This is a genomic window from Xanthocytophaga flava (genome assembly GCF_030068545.1).
GTDB classification, from domain to species: domain Bacteria; phylum Bacteroidota; class Bacteroidia; order Cytophagales; family 172606-1; genus Xanthocytophaga; species Xanthocytophaga flava.
The window spans coordinates 282,409-299,427 of sequence record NZ_JASJOR010000006.1; the positions used below are offsets into that span (position 1 = coordinate 282,409).

Here is a 17,019-nt window from a genome sequence, read left to right on the forward strand (position 1 = left end):
TTACACTAAAGACAAAATACAGACATGGGATTACATCTATAATATATGAATCACCCTGTTTTTTCTCCAATGTTACATTGCTTTTATCAAATAAACAATGGACACGATTCGATTGAATTCGCTACTTTTGTATAAATGGCGTATTTTCCCGCATCTCAAATCATTGTATTTTCCTATGTTTTCATTGTCGTTTATTCCGTACCAACCGCTCCTGACATACCTGCTTATCTTAACTACAGCCTGTCATTCGCCATCTGTTAGTTCGCAAACTTCTGTCAGAAAACCTTCTTCTACCGTAAACCAGAAACCTGTTTTAGCGCTTCAGACAGGAGCAGAACAATTCAAGGAGTATATCGCAGACTTAAAAGGAAAGAGAGTGGCACTGGTTGTAAACCACACCTCTCTGGTAGGCAAAACCCATCTGGCAGACACACTGTTGAGCCAAAAAATAAATATTGTAAAGATATTTGCACCTGAGCACGGGTTTCGGGGAGATGCAGATGCAGGGGAACATGTAAGCAATACAATAGACAAAAAAACGGGTCTGCCACTTATTTCTATTTATGGGAAAAATAAGAAACCCTCGCCTGAACAACTTAAGGATGTAGATGTAGTCATATTTGATATTCAGGATGTAGGAGCCCGGTTTTATACATACATTAGTACTATGCACTATGTGATGGAAGCGTGTGCAGAAAACCAAAAAAAGTGTCTGGTACTGGATCGACCCAATCCCAATGGACATTATTTTGATGGACCTGTGTTGAAACCTGCCTTTAAATCATTTATTGGTATGCATCAGATTCCTGTTGTACATGGCCTTACTGTCGGAGAACTGGCTCAGATGATCAATGGAGAAGGATGGCTTGCCAACAACGTTAAATGCGATCTAAAGGTTATACAGGTGAAAGGTTATACTCATCAAACTCCTTATGTATTACCTGTACGTCCTTCTCCTGGTTTACCCACTGAAGTGTCTATTCGTTTGTATCCTTCTATCTGTTTCTTTGAAGGAACTACTATTAGTCTAGGTCGTGGAACTGATTTTTCATTTCAGGTAGCAGGAGCTCCCAATCCTATCTATGGATCTTTTACATTCACACCCAAAACAACTGCGATTGTTAAGAATCCACCTCATGAAAACCAATTATGTTATGGTAAGGATTATCGGCAGGATACTACACGTCATTTGACCCTAAAGTATCTTCTTGACTTTTACAACATGACTCCGGATAAAAGCAAGTTCTTTCTTACTACCAAACACTTCGATTTGCTGGCAGGAAGTGAGGAACTGAAAAAACAGATTCTAGCAGGTATGACTGAAGAACAAATCCGGGCTACCTGGCAAAGTGATTTACAGAAATATGCCACTATGCGTAAGAAGTATCTTTTGTATCCGGATAAATAATAAAGAGTTATTGTTTATCAGTGCTTCAAACTCCTGCTTTACTATAGCAGGAGTTTTTGTTTTGCACGATTATTATTTTAGTATCTTCAACACAATGATGACCAGAATTATGTTCATCTGCATGTTTGACCGGAATTCTGGTCAAACAAAAAAATTATCAGGATTCTGCTAATTCATGGCCGTGATCAATATTCTGATAGTTTTCAAATTTGATCAGTATTGTGATAGTTTTTTCTTCTGAGTAGAAATCAGATTTTAAGTGAATAGAAAAAAGTTTGAGCGGAACTCCAATCATTTTTCCATATGTAGTAAGAAATGAATAAAGCATACTCCACTTTTAACCAACCAACATTTCACGTAAAACGGAAACAGAACGCAATTCACCAAAATTGTCTACATGTAGCCGATAAAACAGAAGCACATATTCAAGGATACGTCTTCTCTGACCATTGGTAAGAGGTACATGTTTATGATAGGGAGATTCAATTAGCTTATCAAATCGTTCTTCATCTTCTTTGGCGTAATTCAGTAACTGAAACTCTTCTATCTGAGCAAATACCTCTCGTGCTTCGGAAGGTGCAAAACCAAGATATTGTGCAAAACTTAACAGAAACTGAATAGGGAAGTTTTCATAATGTTCTGTTTGTTGATCCAGGTACAGAATTGATTGGTACAAAAATTCAAACAGTGGTTCGTTACTGCTTTCTTCTTTCAGAGCTTTGTTAAAAACTTCACTCATAAATAAAGCAATGCCTGACTTCATGAAATTATAGGGTACATCTGTAAGTGGATCACAACATTTGATCTCTGAAAGCCTCATAATGTTTCCTCCCTCACGATGATATACTACCAGATCAAGTAATGTAAGTGGCTGAAACAATGCCATCTTGTTTTTTCCTTTTGAACTTCTTGCTCCATTTTCTATATAGGTTTGAAGTCCAAACTCCTCTGTATAAATCTTTATAATAATGGAAGTTTCCTTAAATCGAATATAGTTGATGACAATGCCACGAGTCTTAAAAAGCATAAAATCAATTCCTGAATTTTGATGAATAGAACAATTGGATATAGCTTCCTATCAAGATATTTTCATCATACTACTATATCCTATCATAACACATTAAGCTTAAAAATACGAAATAAATCGCGATTTATTCTATAATGGCGATCTTGGTTACAAATTTTTCGGTTCCATCATCACTGGACGAAAAGATCAGATACATTCCAGAACTCACCCGTTGGCCTTTGTAATCTTGCACACTCCAAACAGCAGTCCCGCCATTGGCACGTGTCTGATATACTAAACGTCCAGCCATATCTGTAATCTTTACAATAGAATTTGCTGCCAGTCCTGAAATACCAACTGTTCTGGAGAAACCCGGACGTACTGGATTGGGAAATACTTTTACCTGACTATGGGTTGTTGTGGCTGCTGTAGCTGTACCTCTGTAAGAGATTAGCCCAGCATCTGTAGCAAAAAATACTTCGCCAGTGATAGGCTGTATTTCTATATCTAGAATATTATCAGAAAGTAATGGTGTAGTGGCTGCTGTAAAATGTGCCAGTTGATTCGTAATATCTGCATCAAATAGCCAGGCACCATTTTGTGACCCGAACCACTTGCGGTTGCCACCATCAATATAGATACTAGTCACTATCTCATCCCGAAGTACCTGACGACCTTCATATATTGGTGTTATAGCATCTATTGCCTGGCTTTCAAATACTTCCCATGGGTTGAAGAAATAAGCAGCACCTCTTCCAGTACCCACCCATATCTGCCCCAGTGAATCCTTAACTACTGCATACACACTAGCATTGGGTAATCCTCCCTGACCAGTAGTGGTTGACAATAGTTTCCCGCGATTATTAGCAGAATCAAAAACCCATAATCCTCCAGAAGATAGTGGCATCCAGAAATGCTGATAGTCATCCATTATGAATGAAAGAGCTTGTCGCGCAGCAAAAGTACTAAAGGTATATCCTTTCCAGATACCCTCTATAGTTCTTGCATATAATGAAGGCTCACCTGAAAATGCACCGTATATCAGAACCCACAATGTTCCATCTATATCCACTGTCATTCCTGTCACTTTGACTGAAGCAGGCGGAGCCCCACTCTCACTCAACCGCTGCCAATTGCTATCAGGACTTTTGACAAGAATACCCTCTCCAAAAGAAGCGACATAATATGTTCGATTCACAGGATTGTATATTGAAACAATCAGATCTTTTGTAGTAGGAACACGTCTGGCTACATCACTGGATTGCGAAGTATAGTTCTGCCAACCACTGGAAGTAAAGACACTGAATCCAGCAGTATCCTGTCTAGCAGTATAACTGTTTGTATAACCACCTGGCAATGCAACAATTTCACTATCCCAATGTTCCAGTTGTTGAAAAGGCCCTGGGACTGTTCCACTGGGAGCATATTGCTGAAAGTCACCTTTTTCATTGCTCAACAATCCACTTACAGCATCTGCAATCCAGATAACCCCATCTGAAGTGTATTCAGCATCAGAAGGTGATACAATCAATGAATGTGCTAATGTTGTAGTTGCTTGTCCATTCCAAACAATTATTTTTTGTGGATATCCCACCAATAGCTTCTGTTGGGAAACTTTCAGAAATAAAGGCTTAGCCTGAGGAAGTTCTGTTGCCTTTGACCACTTTTCATTAGCTAATTTAAAAATTTCATTGGTAGCATAAACGGTATAAATTTGATTGGCAAATGCAGCTATCAGTGTAGCAGCGCCCGCAGGGACACCTTCTGAGCTAGAAGTATGGCTCCAACTAGCAAAGTCCAGTAAGTTAACTCCCGTGAGAGGTGCAAACAGTACTCCACTGGCAGTAGCCAGATAGATCTTTGTATCCAGAATAGCGGTTCCATAAATGGCGAGAATAGTTCCATTGGTTCCTAGGTTCTGGTATGTTTCTTTGATCTGATGTGATGAAAGGTCTACCACTACTACACCAAAGTCATATGCCAGATAAGCTAGTTTGTTATTTATCAGTATATGATTATTCTGTTTGCTGGTAGTAATACTGGTTGAAGAAGCAATAGAAGTGATTGTATAAAGCTCAGTACCTTGAAGCAGATCAATTTTTCCATCAGTATAGGCAATGATTACCGTTTCTGTCTGAGAATCATAGGCAATCTTACTAATAGAAGTACTACTGAAACCATCCAGTTTAGAAAGAACATTTACTTGCTGCGTTTCACTATCATAGGAAAAAAAACTACCTGTACTTCCTGCATACACAATATTTCGTGCAATTGCCACTGACTTCATAGACTGGTATGAAGCATGTGTACGCCATGTTCCAATGGGTATATTCTGAGCGAAAGTTGCCTGTAACAGACATCCTGTTACAATAGCTAGAAAGAAGATTCTATGATACACAACAAAATATCAGACTAATAATGAAATAGTGTCTCTATTTTCTAAATCCCTAATGCGTTGGTTGTTCCTTACTCTTATCCTGAAAGATGATACTGTCTTTGATTTTAGAGAGCGGATTAATAGCCAATATAATACTTAACACCGTCAAAACAGCGCCCATGATAAAAGGTGCTCCTGGAAAATATACAGGTGCTTGTGAACTTGTAAAATAACCAAACAAGTAGGTCATCAGCAAAGGGCCAATAATTGAAGTCACACTGATTAGTCCAGTAAGTGCCCCCTGTAGTTCTCCCTGCTCATTGGGAGGTACCTGTCCGGACATAATTCCTTGTAAAGAAGGTCCCGCTAGCCCACCTAACGCAAAAGGTACCATAAACGCAAACATCATCCATCCTTCTGATGCAAAAGCAAAACAGGTAAATCCTATCACATAAAATCCTAATCCAATATATACCGATAACTTGGAACCTAACTTAGGAATAAGAATGCGGTTGAGACCTCCCTGTACAATGGCAACCATTAACCCAACAAAGCTCAGAGAATAGCCTACCCAATCTTCTTCCCATTTAAATTTTTCCATCGTGTAATAGGTCCATGTACTTTGTGTAGCATGTCCTGCCAGAGAGATACACACAAACGAGGCAACCATACTGATAATTATAGGATAACGTTGTAATTGTAGTAGTGACCCTACCGGATTGGCTCTTTTCCAGTCAAACTCCCGCCGATTTTCTTCTTTCAAAGATTCTGGCAGAATAAAATATCCATATAACCAGTTTAATAAAGTGAGTCCGGCAGCAACAAAGAAAGGCACTCGGGGACCATAATGACCCAATATTCCTCCAACCGCAGGGCCTATAACAAAACCAACTCCAAAAGCAGCTCCGATCATTCCAAAGTTTTGTGCACGTTCTTCCGGTTTACTGATATCGGCTATATAGGCTCCTGCGGTAGTAAAGCTAGCTCCGGTAATACCCGCAATCAGTCGTCCAACAAATAACCAGGCTAGGTTAGGAGCAAAACCTAGAAGCAGATAGTCAACACCAAATCCAAACAATGATGCCAAAAGCACTGGACGCCTACCATATTTATCACTCAGCCCACCTAGTACAGGCGAAAAAAGAAATTGCATAATAGAGTAGGCAAATAACAACCACCCTCCATATTTTGAGGCATCACTCACACTACCACCTGTCATTTGCTGGATTAGTTTAGGTACTACAGGAATGATAATACCGATCCCAATAACATCTATAAGCAGAGTAATAAATATAAAAAGTAAAGCAGAGGTACGTTTTTCAGCCATAATGCAATGCAGGAATAGGCAGGCAAGTTACAGATTTTTGGCTAACGACTTCTGATTTATGTCCGAATAGGAAACTTGTAGAAACAAAAAATCCCGGTAGTTTGTAGAGAACAAGCTATCGGGATTACAACGAATGTCTGCAAGAATACCTATATTTTATACTTTAGTGTAAGTCCGCCGTAAAAATTTCGACCAGGAGCTGGATTATAAAAGCGGTTGCCAACTGCATTCAAATCGTTCCCCAAACTGTATTTTTCATCTAACAGATTGTCAACTCCGCCAAATACGTTAACGTTAAACCGTTTGACATCTTTCATAAAACCCACTCTACTTCCTAGTAGCTTATATCCTGCTGCAAAAAAAGTATTGCCATCATCTACTGGCAGTTTATCTGTATAACTAAACGTTGTATTCAAATAAAAGCCCACAGTAGAAACAAGATCCAGACCTGTGACTACAATATTTGGGGCAATGCCTGTAAGTTGCTTTCCACTCAGGTCTGTACTGCTTTGGACATACTCTTTGAATCGAAAATTATTGCGAGTGTATGATACCCACACTCTGGTCAAGGTGAAAGCATTTTGGAGAATATGTGGTTGAAAAACAATGCGACTTTCAATACCTTTCTGGGATGTCTTACCTGAATTTGTATAGAAGTCTGCTCCAGCATCTGTCCGTCGACTTACAATAGTTTCATGTAGCCCAAATGAAAACGCCGTAATATCAAAGGTTAAAATATCTCCCAGTACACTGCCACGCGTACCTATTTCATAATTTATCCCTTTTTCTGGATTCAAAGAAGTATTAAAAGTGGCTGTAGAAGGCCGGATTTCGTCTGTGGTTGGTGTAGAATAGCCATAGCTGATACTTCCAAATATAGACATATTGGAGGTTATTTGTTTCAGTAATGCTACTCTTGGAAGAAAGATAGGATCAAAGTGTCGGTTTTGTGGGCCTGAATTTTCGGGATAGAATCGCACTAGATTATAATTTTGTTTATTATAACTCCCTCCTAGTGTCAGAAAAAAATGATGTGGCAAATCCAGTTCTGTCTGAGCAAAGATAGTATACTGATTTACCTGAATTTCATCGTTGTACTGTAATGTGTCTACTTTTCCATTTCGATTGCCATAAGTTTGCAAACCTGTATATCCATACTGGAACTCACCCCCAAATGTAATTTTACCTTTTATAGCTTCTCCTCCAAAACGATACTGTGTTACGGTGCGGCCTCCAAATCCCTGTTCTGTTCGTTTATCATAATTTCGTAATGTAGGATTCTCAAACTGGGTAATGGTTCCATATACAGATGTTTTATTAGTCCAGTTGGCGTTGAAATCGTATTCCTGAGATACCCCGAGGTTAAATGTTTTGTTAAAAACAGCTGCTTTTTGCTCCTCAGCCCCTTTATTTACTCCAGCTGCTGGCCTTGCCTGACGCGGATCGGCATCCATTTGTGCTTTGGTCAAACCTCCGGGTGTCTGATAAGACAGATCACTATAAAATGTATTTACTGAAATTGTGCGATTTTCACTGCTGAAGAATCTAGTACTCAGACTAACCATATCCCGACGCATGGCGGTTTGTCTTCGATATCCATCTGATTCCTGATGTGCATACAATGCTGTTGCATTCATTTTTTCAGATCCCGATTGTACCATAGTATGTACTCCAAACAAGCCATAACTGCCAGCTATAGACCCCAACTGTACACTAGTACCTTGTGCTGCCACCGGACTTTGTAGCAAGGCGGTTCCACCTGTTCCCGCTCCATATAAGCTTCCTCCTGGCCCTTTGATGATTTCCATACCTCCAATGGCATTAAAATCTATTAGGTTCAAATATGTATTTCCTCCTGCATCTGTAAAAGGAATGTCATTCCAGTAAAATTTTACATTACGAATACCAAATGGTGAGCGAACCAGACTACCACGTACCGAAAACCGATAGCTGCCCGGAGACCTTTCTTCCATGCGAATACCGGGTAGTGTATTCACTGCAGAAACAAAAGAAGTATTTGAGAAACGTTGCAGATCTGTATTCTTCAGTACCCCAATGGTAGCAGGTGTCTCCAGTAAAGATCTGTTATTTTGATATCCGACTACTGTAACCTGACTTAAGGAAACCGTATCACTCAATTGAGCTCTCTCTTGGGCGACTGATCCTTTTATTACATCCTGCCCTTGTACATAGCTAAAACTTATTGATAAGAAAAGCGTAAATAGTATCGTTTTTAACCTCATAGTAGTTTGTGGTTTTTGTAACAGTTCAAAAAAGTATACCAAAAGTAGGAATTGAAAAGCCTGTAAACGATAAGTTGGCTATAATTTTGTTTTATCGGAGAGAAAAGCAGAAATTCGTGCCCGAAAAGCAAAAGTCTGAGTAAGAAGGCACAAAAGTAATTGTCTTGTCGTTTGAGTTAGATATAGTTTACATACACATTTATCATTATAAAGAATTATGAGCAAGAAAATCGTTAAAGTAGCGGATATTGAGTGTGGCAGTGATCAATTATTCCTGATCTCTGGTCCCTGTGTGATTGAAGATGAAAGTATTATGATGCGTACAGCTGAGAAACTCAAAGAAGTTACAGAAAAGCTGAACATCCCATTAATTTTTAAATCTTCTTATCAGAAAGATAACCGCAGTTCTCTGGATTATTATACAGGGCCAGGTCTGGAAAAAGGTCTGGAAGTACTGGCCAAAGTCAAAGCAGAATTTGGTTTTCCACTTCTGTCTGATGTTCACTATCCGGAACAAGTATTGAAAGCAGCGGAAGTGCTGGATATCATTCAGATCCCTGCGTATTTGTGTATGCAAACTGATTTGATGGTAGCGGCGGCTAAAACAGGTAAAGTAATTAACATTAAACATGGACAGTTTCTTGCTCCTGATAACATGGGCAAACCTGCTCAAAAAGCGGTAGACTCAGGAAATGACCAGATTATCCTTACTGAACGTGGGTATACGTTTGGCTACAATGACATGGTGGTAGATCCTCGTTCATTTTACTTCATGCGCCAGACCGGATTCCCTGTTGTTTTCGATATCACTCACTCTATCCGTAAATATGGTATCCCAAGTGCAGACCCTAAAGGTGGTAACCGCCCAGTAATGCCAACTATTGCTCGTGCGGGTGTGGCAGCAGGTGTAGATGGAGTCTTTATTGAAACACACCCTGACCCAGCTCATGCACTTTGTGATGCAGCAAGTCAGCTAAGCGTATATGAATTGGAAGAATTTCTGAAGCCTCTGATTGAACTACATGAAGTAGAGGTAAAATACAGACAAGCCGTTACTGTTTAATCCTATCAAACAATAAGATGTAGTCCTTTTTCAAACAATCACTTATTTTATATGAACACACAGGAATCCAAACCCATTTGGGAATTAACGGAAAGTGAATTTACAGAAAGACTATTGCCTGGTGTTCTTGCTATAAAAGAAGAGTTATTTGAAAAAGGATTGCCTGTCTCCTACATAGATACTACCTGTTGTGAATCTGAATTTCATTTTGTTAATGAATATGCAGATGGAAGCAAATGCCTGATTCATTTCAATATTTACACCCGGAAAGAATCTGTAGTACGTGTGCTAAATGAATAAACCGCAGCTCTATGTTATTGCAGGACCAAACGGAGCTGGGAAAAGCGTTTTATCAAAATGGCTTGTCAATACAAATATAGATGTATTTGATGGTGATCTTCTTCAGAAAGAACTAAGCCTAAAATATAAAGCAATTCCTTGGGAACAAGTGCAACATCTTGCTGCCAGAGAATTTGAAAAGAGATGGTCAAATGCACTGGAAAAACGTGAAGACTTTGCCTATGAAACCAACTTCACATTTCCAAACAGTATAGAACTACCATTGACATTTCAAAAACATGGGTATGAAATCAATATGTTTTACCTGGGAATAGGTTCTATTACGGAGAGTATACGCAGGGTGGCCTTACGGGTAGAAAAAGGTGGGCATGATGTAGATACAGGTAGTATTGAGCTTAATTTCAATGGTGGTATAACTCATGTGCATCAGTATTTTGATAAGTTTGACCGATTTCTTTTTATCGATAACTCTATTATTTCAACACCCAGAATTGTTTTGTATGCAGAATTAGGAAAAATTAAATCAAAATCCCCAACTTTGCCCCGCTGGATGACAACCTGTTTTGCCAGATTGTTATCTACTGAAAAAACAGTTCTGAAATAAGCAAAACACTCTATTATTTATAAAAATCACTATTTGTTAATTATTTCTCTATGGAATTATACTTAGATTCTGCTGACTTAAAAGAGATTGAAACCGGGATGAAATTAGGCTTTCTGACCGGCCTTACAACTACTCCTACTTTCATGCACCGTGAAGGTGTTACGGATGTAGATGCAATGATTGTAAACCTTTCGAAAATTGTGCCTGTATTACAAATTGAAGCGTTGGGTAGCACAGCAGACGAAATCATTAAAGATGCAGAACGTCAACTAGCACTGGGTCTTGATCCAGCTAAAACTGTATTTAAAATTCCGGTTTCTCTGGAAGGTGTAAAAGCTTGTAAAGCGCTGCGTGATCGTGGTATGATGGTCAATGTACACTTGGTATATACCATTCAGCAAGCATATATGGCTATGACAGCAGGCGCAAATTATGTTTGTGTACTGGCAGGCCGTATGCAGGATCAAGGATATGATGCATTAAAACTGATCCGTGAGTGTGTGGATATGATCAACTACTATGGCTCTGATGCTAAAGTAATGTTCTCTTCTGTACGTAATACTGAACACGTACGCAATGCTATCGAACTGGGCTGCCACACAATTACTGTACCATGGAAGTTAATGAAAATCTTAACTGATAATAACTTTACAACAGTAGGTACACAACAGTTCTTTGAACATACTCGTTTGGTTACTATGCGGGTTCGTGATATCATCAGTGATAAAAATCCTGTTGTGAAACTACATGATGAAGTATTGGATGCTGTAGTACAAATGACTCAGTCTGGTTTTGGTGCTGTTAGTGTTATGAAAGAAGATGGTCGTTTGTTAGGTATCTTTACAGATGGTGATCTGCGTCGTCAGTTAGCTTCTAATGGTAAAAACCTGATGAGCCAGAAAATGTCTGCATTTGAATACAAAGCACCAACTACTATTCCTGCAGATGCATTATTGAACGAAGCACTGGCTATTTTCAAGGAAAAACAAATTGACACAATCATTGTTACAGACAGTGATCAGGTAGTAGGTATGCTGGATATCCAGGATATGGCGAAATGGGATCTGATCTAGAGATCTGAGGTCTATCATTATATATAAAAGAGAAAAGAAGAAAGTACATATCTATAGCATCTTTGCAATCTGGTGTGTACTTTCGTTCTTTCCTCTTTTTTGTTTATAGACACTTTATGCATTCAATTCTCTCTTTATTTATAGCAAACGGAGGAGAAGTTCTTACTTCTCCGGAAATATTGATCCAGAAAGCATCTAAAATTCGGGCCTATCTATTTGACTGGGATGGAGTATTTACAGATGGGAGTAAATTTCCGGATGGAAGTAGTTCTTTTTCTGAACTTGACTCTATGGGTGTTAATTTGCTTAGATTTGGTCATTGGCTTCGTCATGCTCAGGAATATGCTTTTGTAGGGATAATGACTGGAGAAAAGAATCCTTCCAGTATCACACTTGCTCAGCGGGAACATTTTGATGCAGTGTATTTCCGCATAAAGAACAAAGGAGAAGCACTTCAACACTTACTTCAAACCTATAATCTAAAACCTGAGGAAGTAGCCTTTGTATTTGATGATGTATTAGATCTTTCCGTTGCAGCAGTAGCGGGCCTTCGGTTAATGGTAAAAAGAAATACAGCACCATTATTTGCTAACTATGTAAAAAATAAAAATCTGGCTGACTATGCCAGTGCCAATGACATGCATAGCGTTCGGGAGATGAGTGAGTTACTATTAGGTCTTCAGGGTAACTTTGAAGAAGCTGTTGCGAAACGATCTCAATTCTCAGAAGAATATGCTACCTATTTTGACGGAAGAAACCAACGTGTTACTACATTGTATACTAAAGAAAACAATCAGATTGTCACAATAAGCGCCTGAAAAACATACTATTCGGAACAAAAAATGCCCTGGTTTGAAAATCAGGGCATTTTGTATTATAGGAGCTTTACTAAGCTATTATAATATCCAACGGAAAATCACATACAATGTTGCAGATAAGAAGATACTTACAGGTAATGTTAGTATCCAGGCCATTGCAATATTCCGGATCGTTTTAGGTTGAAGATTTTTGATACCATTGCTGGCGACCATACTTCCTGCAATACCGGATGACAATACGTGTGTAGTACTTACAGGTAATCCCAGACCTGTAGCCAATCCTATTGTGCTTGCCGCAACCAATTCAGATGACGCTCCTTGTGCATATGTCAAATGGCTCTTTCCAATTTTTTCACCAATGGTTCTAACAATCCTTTTCCAACCAATCATAGTACCTAAGCCAAGTGAGATTGAGATCATTACTGTAACCCAGGTTGGCGCATAGTTTGTAAAAGCATTTAATCGATCCATATCCTTCTCAATAGCCTTTGTATCCTCTTGTCCAACCTCTTTCTTGATAATACTTGTTTGTTTATTGATCAACAGGATATCTCTGCGTATTTCAAGTTTCTTTTCAGGAGCAATATCCTCACTGGCTTTTGTTGGAATTGACTGTTCCATCTCTCCTAACTCTTTTGAAACTAAAGCAATAGCTTCTTTCGCTTCTTTTGACAAACGTGTGGTATCCAAACTGGAAACCAACACATGTAGTGAAGCTGCGTGAGTATGCAGTTCTTTTTTATCCAGTCGGCTGTCAATAGCAAAACGAAGTGGAACAATGCTAATCAGGATTAACATCACTAAACCCACACCTTTTTGACCATCGTTAGAACCATGGAAGAAGCTTACCAGGGTACAAGTGATAATCAAAATGATACGAATCCATAGCGGTGGAGCCTGCTTTTTAGGTGGCTCTTTAAATATAGCTTTGTTCTCTACAGTTCTCCGTAAGATATACATTAGCACAATGGTTATGCTAAAACCAAATAAAGGAGAAATCAACAAAGACAAACCAATTTCGCCAGCCTTTCCCCAGTTAACAGATTCAACAGAGTTACTCATCAATCCAAAGGCAAGGCCAACTCCCAAAATTGAACCAATCAATGTGTGTGAGCTTGAAGCAGGTAAACCAAAATACCAGGTTCCCAGGTTCCAGATAATAGCACTGAATAATAAGGCCAGAATCATGGCCACATTATGCCAGACGTTTTGATCGATGAGCAGATTGGTAGGTAGTAAATTTACAATACCCATAGCAACAGCAATACCACCTGTAAGCACCCCTACAAAATTACAGATACCAGACCATGTAACAGCAGTCCAGGGTTGAAGAGAGTTGGTATAAATAACAGTAGCTACAGCGTTAGCAGTGTCGTGGAATCCATTGACAAACTCAAAAGCACAGGCGCAGAACAGACAAAACAAGAGGAGAATTAATAATCCGACTTCTAATCCAAACATAAAATAATTAACGTGTTTTCTTTTGCAAGATAAGTGAAGTTTTACAGGGTATTGTTATCGTAATGTTAAATCATTCTCTGTAACTTAAGTTCTGCAATTTTTAAGAATAGTTAAATAAATATCTCTACGAAACATAGTATTATTCAATGGTTTTGTCTTAATTTTCGGGTAAGGTAATTCTTTAGGAGTGTAATAAAAAGCTATGTATGATGTTCTTATCATTGGAGGTGGCTTAGCAGGGTTGATCAATGCCATTGTATTAAGTAAAGCAGGAAAAAAAGTAGTATTGATAGAACGGAAAATGTATCCGTTTCATAGAGTTTGTGGAGAATATATTTCTAATGAAACGCTTCCTTTTTTAGCCTCTCTGGATATTAATCCAAAGGAATGGGGAGCTTCTGCTATTAACCATTTACAGGTTTCAGCACCCAATGGTACATTACTTTCCATGCCTTTAGATATGGGTGGATTTGGAATTAGCCGTTATACACTTGACTATAACCTATATCTCAAAGCTATACAATCACAGGTTACAGTGATTACAGGCACAAGTGTAGAAGATGTGATCTTCTCTGGAGATATTTTCTCTGTCACACTATCTGACCATACTATCTATAAAGCTCGATTCGTGATTGGAGCCTATGGTAAGAGAGCAAAGCTGGATAAACAATTAAATCGCAGCTATATACACAAACGATCTCCATATATTGGTGTAAAATATCACATTCATACTGACTTTCCTGTGAATCACATAGCCCTTCATAATTTTAAAGATGGATATTGCGGATTAAGTGCAGTAGAAGGAGACAAATACAATCTTTGCTACCTCACAACCCGTGAGAACCTAAAAAAAAGCGGGTCTATTGAAGAAATGGAAAGAAGGATTATGCAACGCAATCCTTTTCTTCGTCACATATTCAGCAACTCTGAGATTCTATTTGAAAAACCCGAAGTTATTAATGAAATATCCTTTGCTCCTAAAACAGCAGTTGAGAATCATATTCTGATGTCCGGCGATACAGCGGGAATGATTACCCCCCTTTGTGGCAATGGGATGGCAATGGCAATCCATTCTGCTAAACTTTTATCAGGTTTATTACTTAAATCGGATGAGGAAAAATGGTCTCGAGAACGATTAGAGGTTGTTTATACAAAACAATGGAAAAAATTGTTTGCCCAAAGGTTGTGGGTAGGCCGCAATCTGCAAAAACTTTTTGGAGATGAACGACTTACAGCAATGTCTGTTCGATTGCTAAAAACAATGCCTTCTCTTACGAAGTTTCTGATCAGTAAAACACATGGTTCAGTGTTTTAAATTTCAAGTCAATAGAGTTGCTATTGGTCGGAAACAATAAGAGCCTGCATATTGCAAGCTCTTGCTACTATATTATTTCTTCTTCAAAACAATCATTTCGCCAAACTTGCCAATGACGTGGTCATAAAACTGCTGTAAATGCGAATAATAGTCTACAGGAATAAATACTGATTTAATTTGAAGCTGGGTAGACAACTGAAACTGTGCACCATTGAGAGATGTCTGATATCTGAAAACACCAATGTTATCAGGCAGAGACACCAATGCTGATTTCGGTATCTCTTGTATTTCATAACCATCTGGTATATGGAGGTTTAATATAAACTGAAAACTTTCCGGATAGTCTAATTCAATAGGTAAATTACGTTTTGACCCTTTGAAAGGATTTTCCTGAAAATGATGCCACATAACAGGCTTGAAATACAAGGTTTTAGCCGATTCAGGATCATCTTCTGGAACAAGCTGATATGTATGTAGTAAATACTCATCTGGCTTTTCCTGATTTTCTTTCTCAAATTTTATAAGTTTCTTATCATTAAATACAGTTCTTTGCCTATCTAAAAACTTTTCCTCTCCTAAAGTTAAGTATGTACGTCGAACGTCTACAGCCTTGTATCCCTCATATCTGACAGCAAAATTGTAGATTGGCTTTTGGGGATTTTCCAAATTGATATCTGCATAGACTGTTTCTTTTGCAACTGGAGCCTGATCTATATTTATCCAGCGACTCTCTTTTTTATCTAATACAAATGCAGCCCAGTTCAGATCTTCTTTTGCAAGCAGTTGATAAGGACGTAATGGGTCACAGGCATCCAGTAATACATCTTTTCCACCAAGATTTATATAGGCAAGTGTATGAGTAAACTGAGATAATAATGCATAGGATTTTTGAATCTTGCCATGTGACCGAGCACTAACAAGTGCGGGATTTGCCTTAAAGCCTGCTTCTTCCAGCAGTAAAACGAGAAATAAGTTTATTTCGGCATTACTCCCTTGCTTTGATTCCAGAAACTTGCCAAACATTTGCTCCGGCCATACACGATACGTCCCATTCCATGTAATGGTATTTTTAACATAATTGTAGATTTTCTGAACCTTGACAATGTCGGGATCGGCAGGTGCAATAACCTGCCCTAATATATCTTTAGCTTTCCCCGCTCTATTCAAAAAATTATCATACTCTGTACTTAATAATACTTGATCTGCCAGTTTTTCCCAAGTAGTCATTACATTCTTATACTCCACACCACCACTCATGCTTTTACTTGCTGCTTTGTAACCAGCCAGTTGAAATCTTACTTTCTCTGCATAATCATAGTGATTGGCCACATATGATTCTTCGACTAAAGCAGGCAGATTTTCTAACATCCAAGTAGAAACGGGTTTATCCCCCATACTTTGATATTTGGTCATTAATCTCTCTCCCTGTAGCAATACCCGATAATCCATATCCTGCACTTGTATATTTACACTCATTTCGCTATGTAGAGTTGGAATGTCTGCTTGAAAAAACCATCCTTCCAGAAAAGTATAATTTTGAGAGGTCGTCTTTGAGCGATACTCAATAATAGATCCTACCTCTACAGAAGGAAACGTAAATCGTTTTTCTCTCCAGTTAACTGAAGCATCCACATCAAAAATCTGATTTTTTGGTACTTCTGTGATGATCGCTTTTCCAGATTTATCAACAGTAATAGTTTGAGCTTCAACTTTATCAATATTCTCAATTCTATCTTTAGCATAATATTGTAAAGCCATATTAGCACGATCAAGTCCTTTTTTATCAAGAATCTTTATACGTTTATGGCGTTCTATGGTAACGTTGTTATAATCGATTGTTATTCTACCATAATCAGCCAGAACAACGGCAGAGGCTGCGCTATCAAATGGACAAACCGAGAGCTTTGCCTCTCTATCTGAAATTTTGCCCCATTTAATTGGGCTTTGCGAATAAGTAATAGAATAAATACAGAGAGAGATGAAAAGGAATAGTAATCTTCGTTTCATAAATGGGTATATAAGGC

The 17,019-nt window shown here is 38.5% G+C and carries 13 protein-coding genes; 7 read left to right on the forward strand and 6 right to left on the reverse strand.

From position 1 onward, the window contains the following. The first annotated feature begins 175 nt into the window (after positions 1-175). Positions 176-1,408, forward strand: a complete 1,233-nt coding sequence (locus tag QNI15_RS11730) for an exo-beta-N-acetylmuramidase NamZ family protein (RefSeq protein WP_390902185.1) — start codon at positions 176-178, stop codon at positions 1,406-1,408. 337 nt (positions 1,409-1,745) lie between these two features. Here the strand turns inward: QNI15_RS11730 and recO are convergent, their stop codons facing one another. The 4 genes from recO to QNI15_RS11750 form a co-directional block, all read right to left on the reverse strand. After that, positions 1,746-2,435, reverse strand: a complete 690-nt coding sequence (recO, locus tag QNI15_RS11735; protein WP_313977368.1) for a DNA repair protein RecO — start codon at positions 2,433-2,435, stop codon at positions 1,746-1,748. Between the two features lie 124 nt (positions 2,436-2,559). Further along, the gene (gene porZ, locus QNI15_RS11740; RefSeq protein ID WP_314031897.1) at positions 2,560-4,812 is read right to left on the reverse strand and encodes a type IX secretion system anionic LPS delivery protein PorZ; all 2,253 of its coding nucleotides are present in this window, start codon (positions 4,810-4,812) and stop codon (positions 2,560-2,562) included. A 49-nt stretch (positions 4,813-4,861) separates the two neighbouring features. Continuing rightward, a complete protein-coding gene (locus QNI15_RS11745; protein WP_314031898.1) occupies positions 4,862-6,118 on the reverse strand; it encodes a TCR/Tet family MFS transporter in 1,257 nt (418 codons plus the stop codon). A 149-nt stretch (positions 6,119-6,267) separates the two neighbouring features. Continuing rightward, positions 6,268-8,361, reverse strand: coding sequence for a TonB-dependent receptor (locus QNI15_RS11750; protein WP_314031899.1), 2,094 nt, complete (start codon positions 8,359-8,361; stop codon positions 6,268-6,270). Between the two features lie 217 nt (positions 8,362-8,578). On the opposite strand from QNI15_RS11750, the gene kdsA reads away from it, so the two are divergent. The 5 genes from kdsA (at position 8,579) to QNI15_RS11775 (ending at position 12,219) form a co-directional block, all read left to right on the forward strand. Beyond that, entirely contained in the window at positions 8,579-9,424 is an 846-nt protein-coding gene (kdsA, locus tag QNI15_RS11755) for a 3-deoxy-8-phosphooctulonate synthase (RefSeq protein ID WP_313977374.1), read from the forward strand. 51 nt (positions 9,425-9,475) lie between these two features. Next, a complete protein-coding gene (locus QNI15_RS11760) occupies positions 9,476-9,724 on the forward strand; it encodes a hypothetical protein (protein ID WP_313995610.1) in 249 nt (82 codons plus the stop codon). Next, positions 9,717-10,328 (forward strand): zeta toxin family protein, encoded by a 612-nt coding sequence (locus QNI15_RS11765; RefSeq protein ID WP_313995612.1) that lies wholly within the window; start codon positions 9,717-9,719, stop codon positions 10,326-10,328. The genes QNI15_RS11760 and QNI15_RS11765 overlap by 8 nt, the downstream gene beginning before the upstream one ends. Positions 10,329-10,378: 50 nt before the next feature. Then, positions 10,379-11,401 (forward strand): transaldolase family protein, encoded by a 1,023-nt coding sequence (locus QNI15_RS11770; protein WP_313995613.1) that lies wholly within the window; start codon positions 10,379-10,381, stop codon positions 11,399-11,401. Positions 11,402-11,517: 116 nt separating this feature from the next. Beyond that, positions 11,518-12,219, forward strand: coding sequence for a phosphatase (locus tag QNI15_RS11775; protein ID WP_314031900.1), 702 nt, complete (start codon positions 11,518-11,520; stop codon positions 12,217-12,219). Between the two features lie 78 nt (positions 12,220-12,297). Here QNI15_RS11775 and QNI15_RS11780 read toward each other — a convergent pair whose 3' ends face one another. Next, positions 12,298-13,680 carry an inorganic phosphate transporter gene (locus tag QNI15_RS11780; protein ID WP_313995616.1) on the reverse strand — a complete coding sequence of 461 codons (1,383 nt, stop codon included), beginning with the start codon at positions 13,678-13,680 and terminating at the stop codon, positions 12,298-12,300. A 202-nt stretch (positions 13,681-13,882) separates the two neighbouring features. Between QNI15_RS11780 and QNI15_RS11785 the strand changes: the two genes are divergently transcribed. Further along, complete coding sequence (locus tag QNI15_RS11785) at positions 13,883-14,995, forward strand: NAD(P)/FAD-dependent oxidoreductase (protein WP_313995618.1); 1,113 nt, start codon at positions 13,883-13,885, stop codon at positions 14,993-14,995. 72 nt (positions 14,996-15,067) lie between these two features. Here the strand turns inward: QNI15_RS11785 and QNI15_RS11790 are convergent, their stop codons facing one another. Further along, positions 15,068-17,002 (reverse strand): DUF3857 and transglutaminase domain-containing protein, encoded by a 1,935-nt coding sequence (locus QNI15_RS11790; RefSeq protein ID WP_313995619.1) that lies wholly within the window; start codon positions 17,000-17,002, stop codon positions 15,068-15,070. Positions 17,003-17,019 lie beyond the last annotated feature (17 nt).

Bases quoted from the DNA above. Each gene is read 5' to 3' on its own strand.
- QNI15_RS11775 (WP_314031900.1), top strand. From the start codon at position 11,518: ATGCATTCAATTCTCTCTTTATTTATAGCAAACGGAGGAGAAGTTCTT.
- kdsA (WP_313977374.1), top strand. From the start codon at position 8,579: ATGAGCAAGAAAATCGTTAAAGTAGCGGATATTGAGTGTGGCAGTGAT.
- recO (WP_313977368.1), bottom strand. From the start codon at position 2,435: ATGCTTTTTAAGACTCGTGGCATTGTCATCAACTATATTCGATTTAAG.
- QNI15_RS11760 (WP_313995610.1), top strand. From the start codon at position 9,476: ATGAACACACAGGAATCCAAACCCATTTGGGAATTAACGGAAAGTGAA.
- QNI15_RS11790 (WP_313995619.1), bottom strand. From the start codon at position 17,002: ATGAAACGAAGATTACTATTCCTTTTCATCTCTCTCTGTATTTATTCT.
- QNI15_RS11770 (WP_313995613.1), top strand. From the start codon at position 10,379: ATGGAATTATACTTAGATTCTGCTGACTTAAAAGAGATTGAAACCGGG.
- QNI15_RS11785 (WP_313995618.1), top strand. From the start codon at position 13,883: ATGTATGATGTTCTTATCATTGGAGGTGGCTTAGCAGGGTTGATCAAT.
- QNI15_RS11730 (WP_390902185.1), top strand. From the start codon at position 176: ATGTTTTCATTGTCGTTTATTCCGTACCAACCGCTCCTGACATACCTG.
- QNI15_RS11780 (WP_313995616.1), bottom strand. From the start codon at position 13,680: ATGTTTGGATTAGAAGTCGGATTATTAATTCTCCTCTTGTTTTGTCTG.
- QNI15_RS11765 (WP_313995612.1), top strand. From the start codon at position 9,717: ATGAATAAACCGCAGCTCTATGTTATTGCAGGACCAAACGGAGCTGGG.
- QNI15_RS11745 (WP_314031898.1), bottom strand. From the start codon at position 6,118: ATGGCTGAAAAACGTACCTCTGCTTTACTTTTTATATTTATTACTCTG.
- QNI15_RS11750 (WP_314031899.1), bottom strand. From the start codon at position 8,361: ATGAGGTTAAAAACGATACTATTTACGCTTTTCTTATCAATAAGTTTT.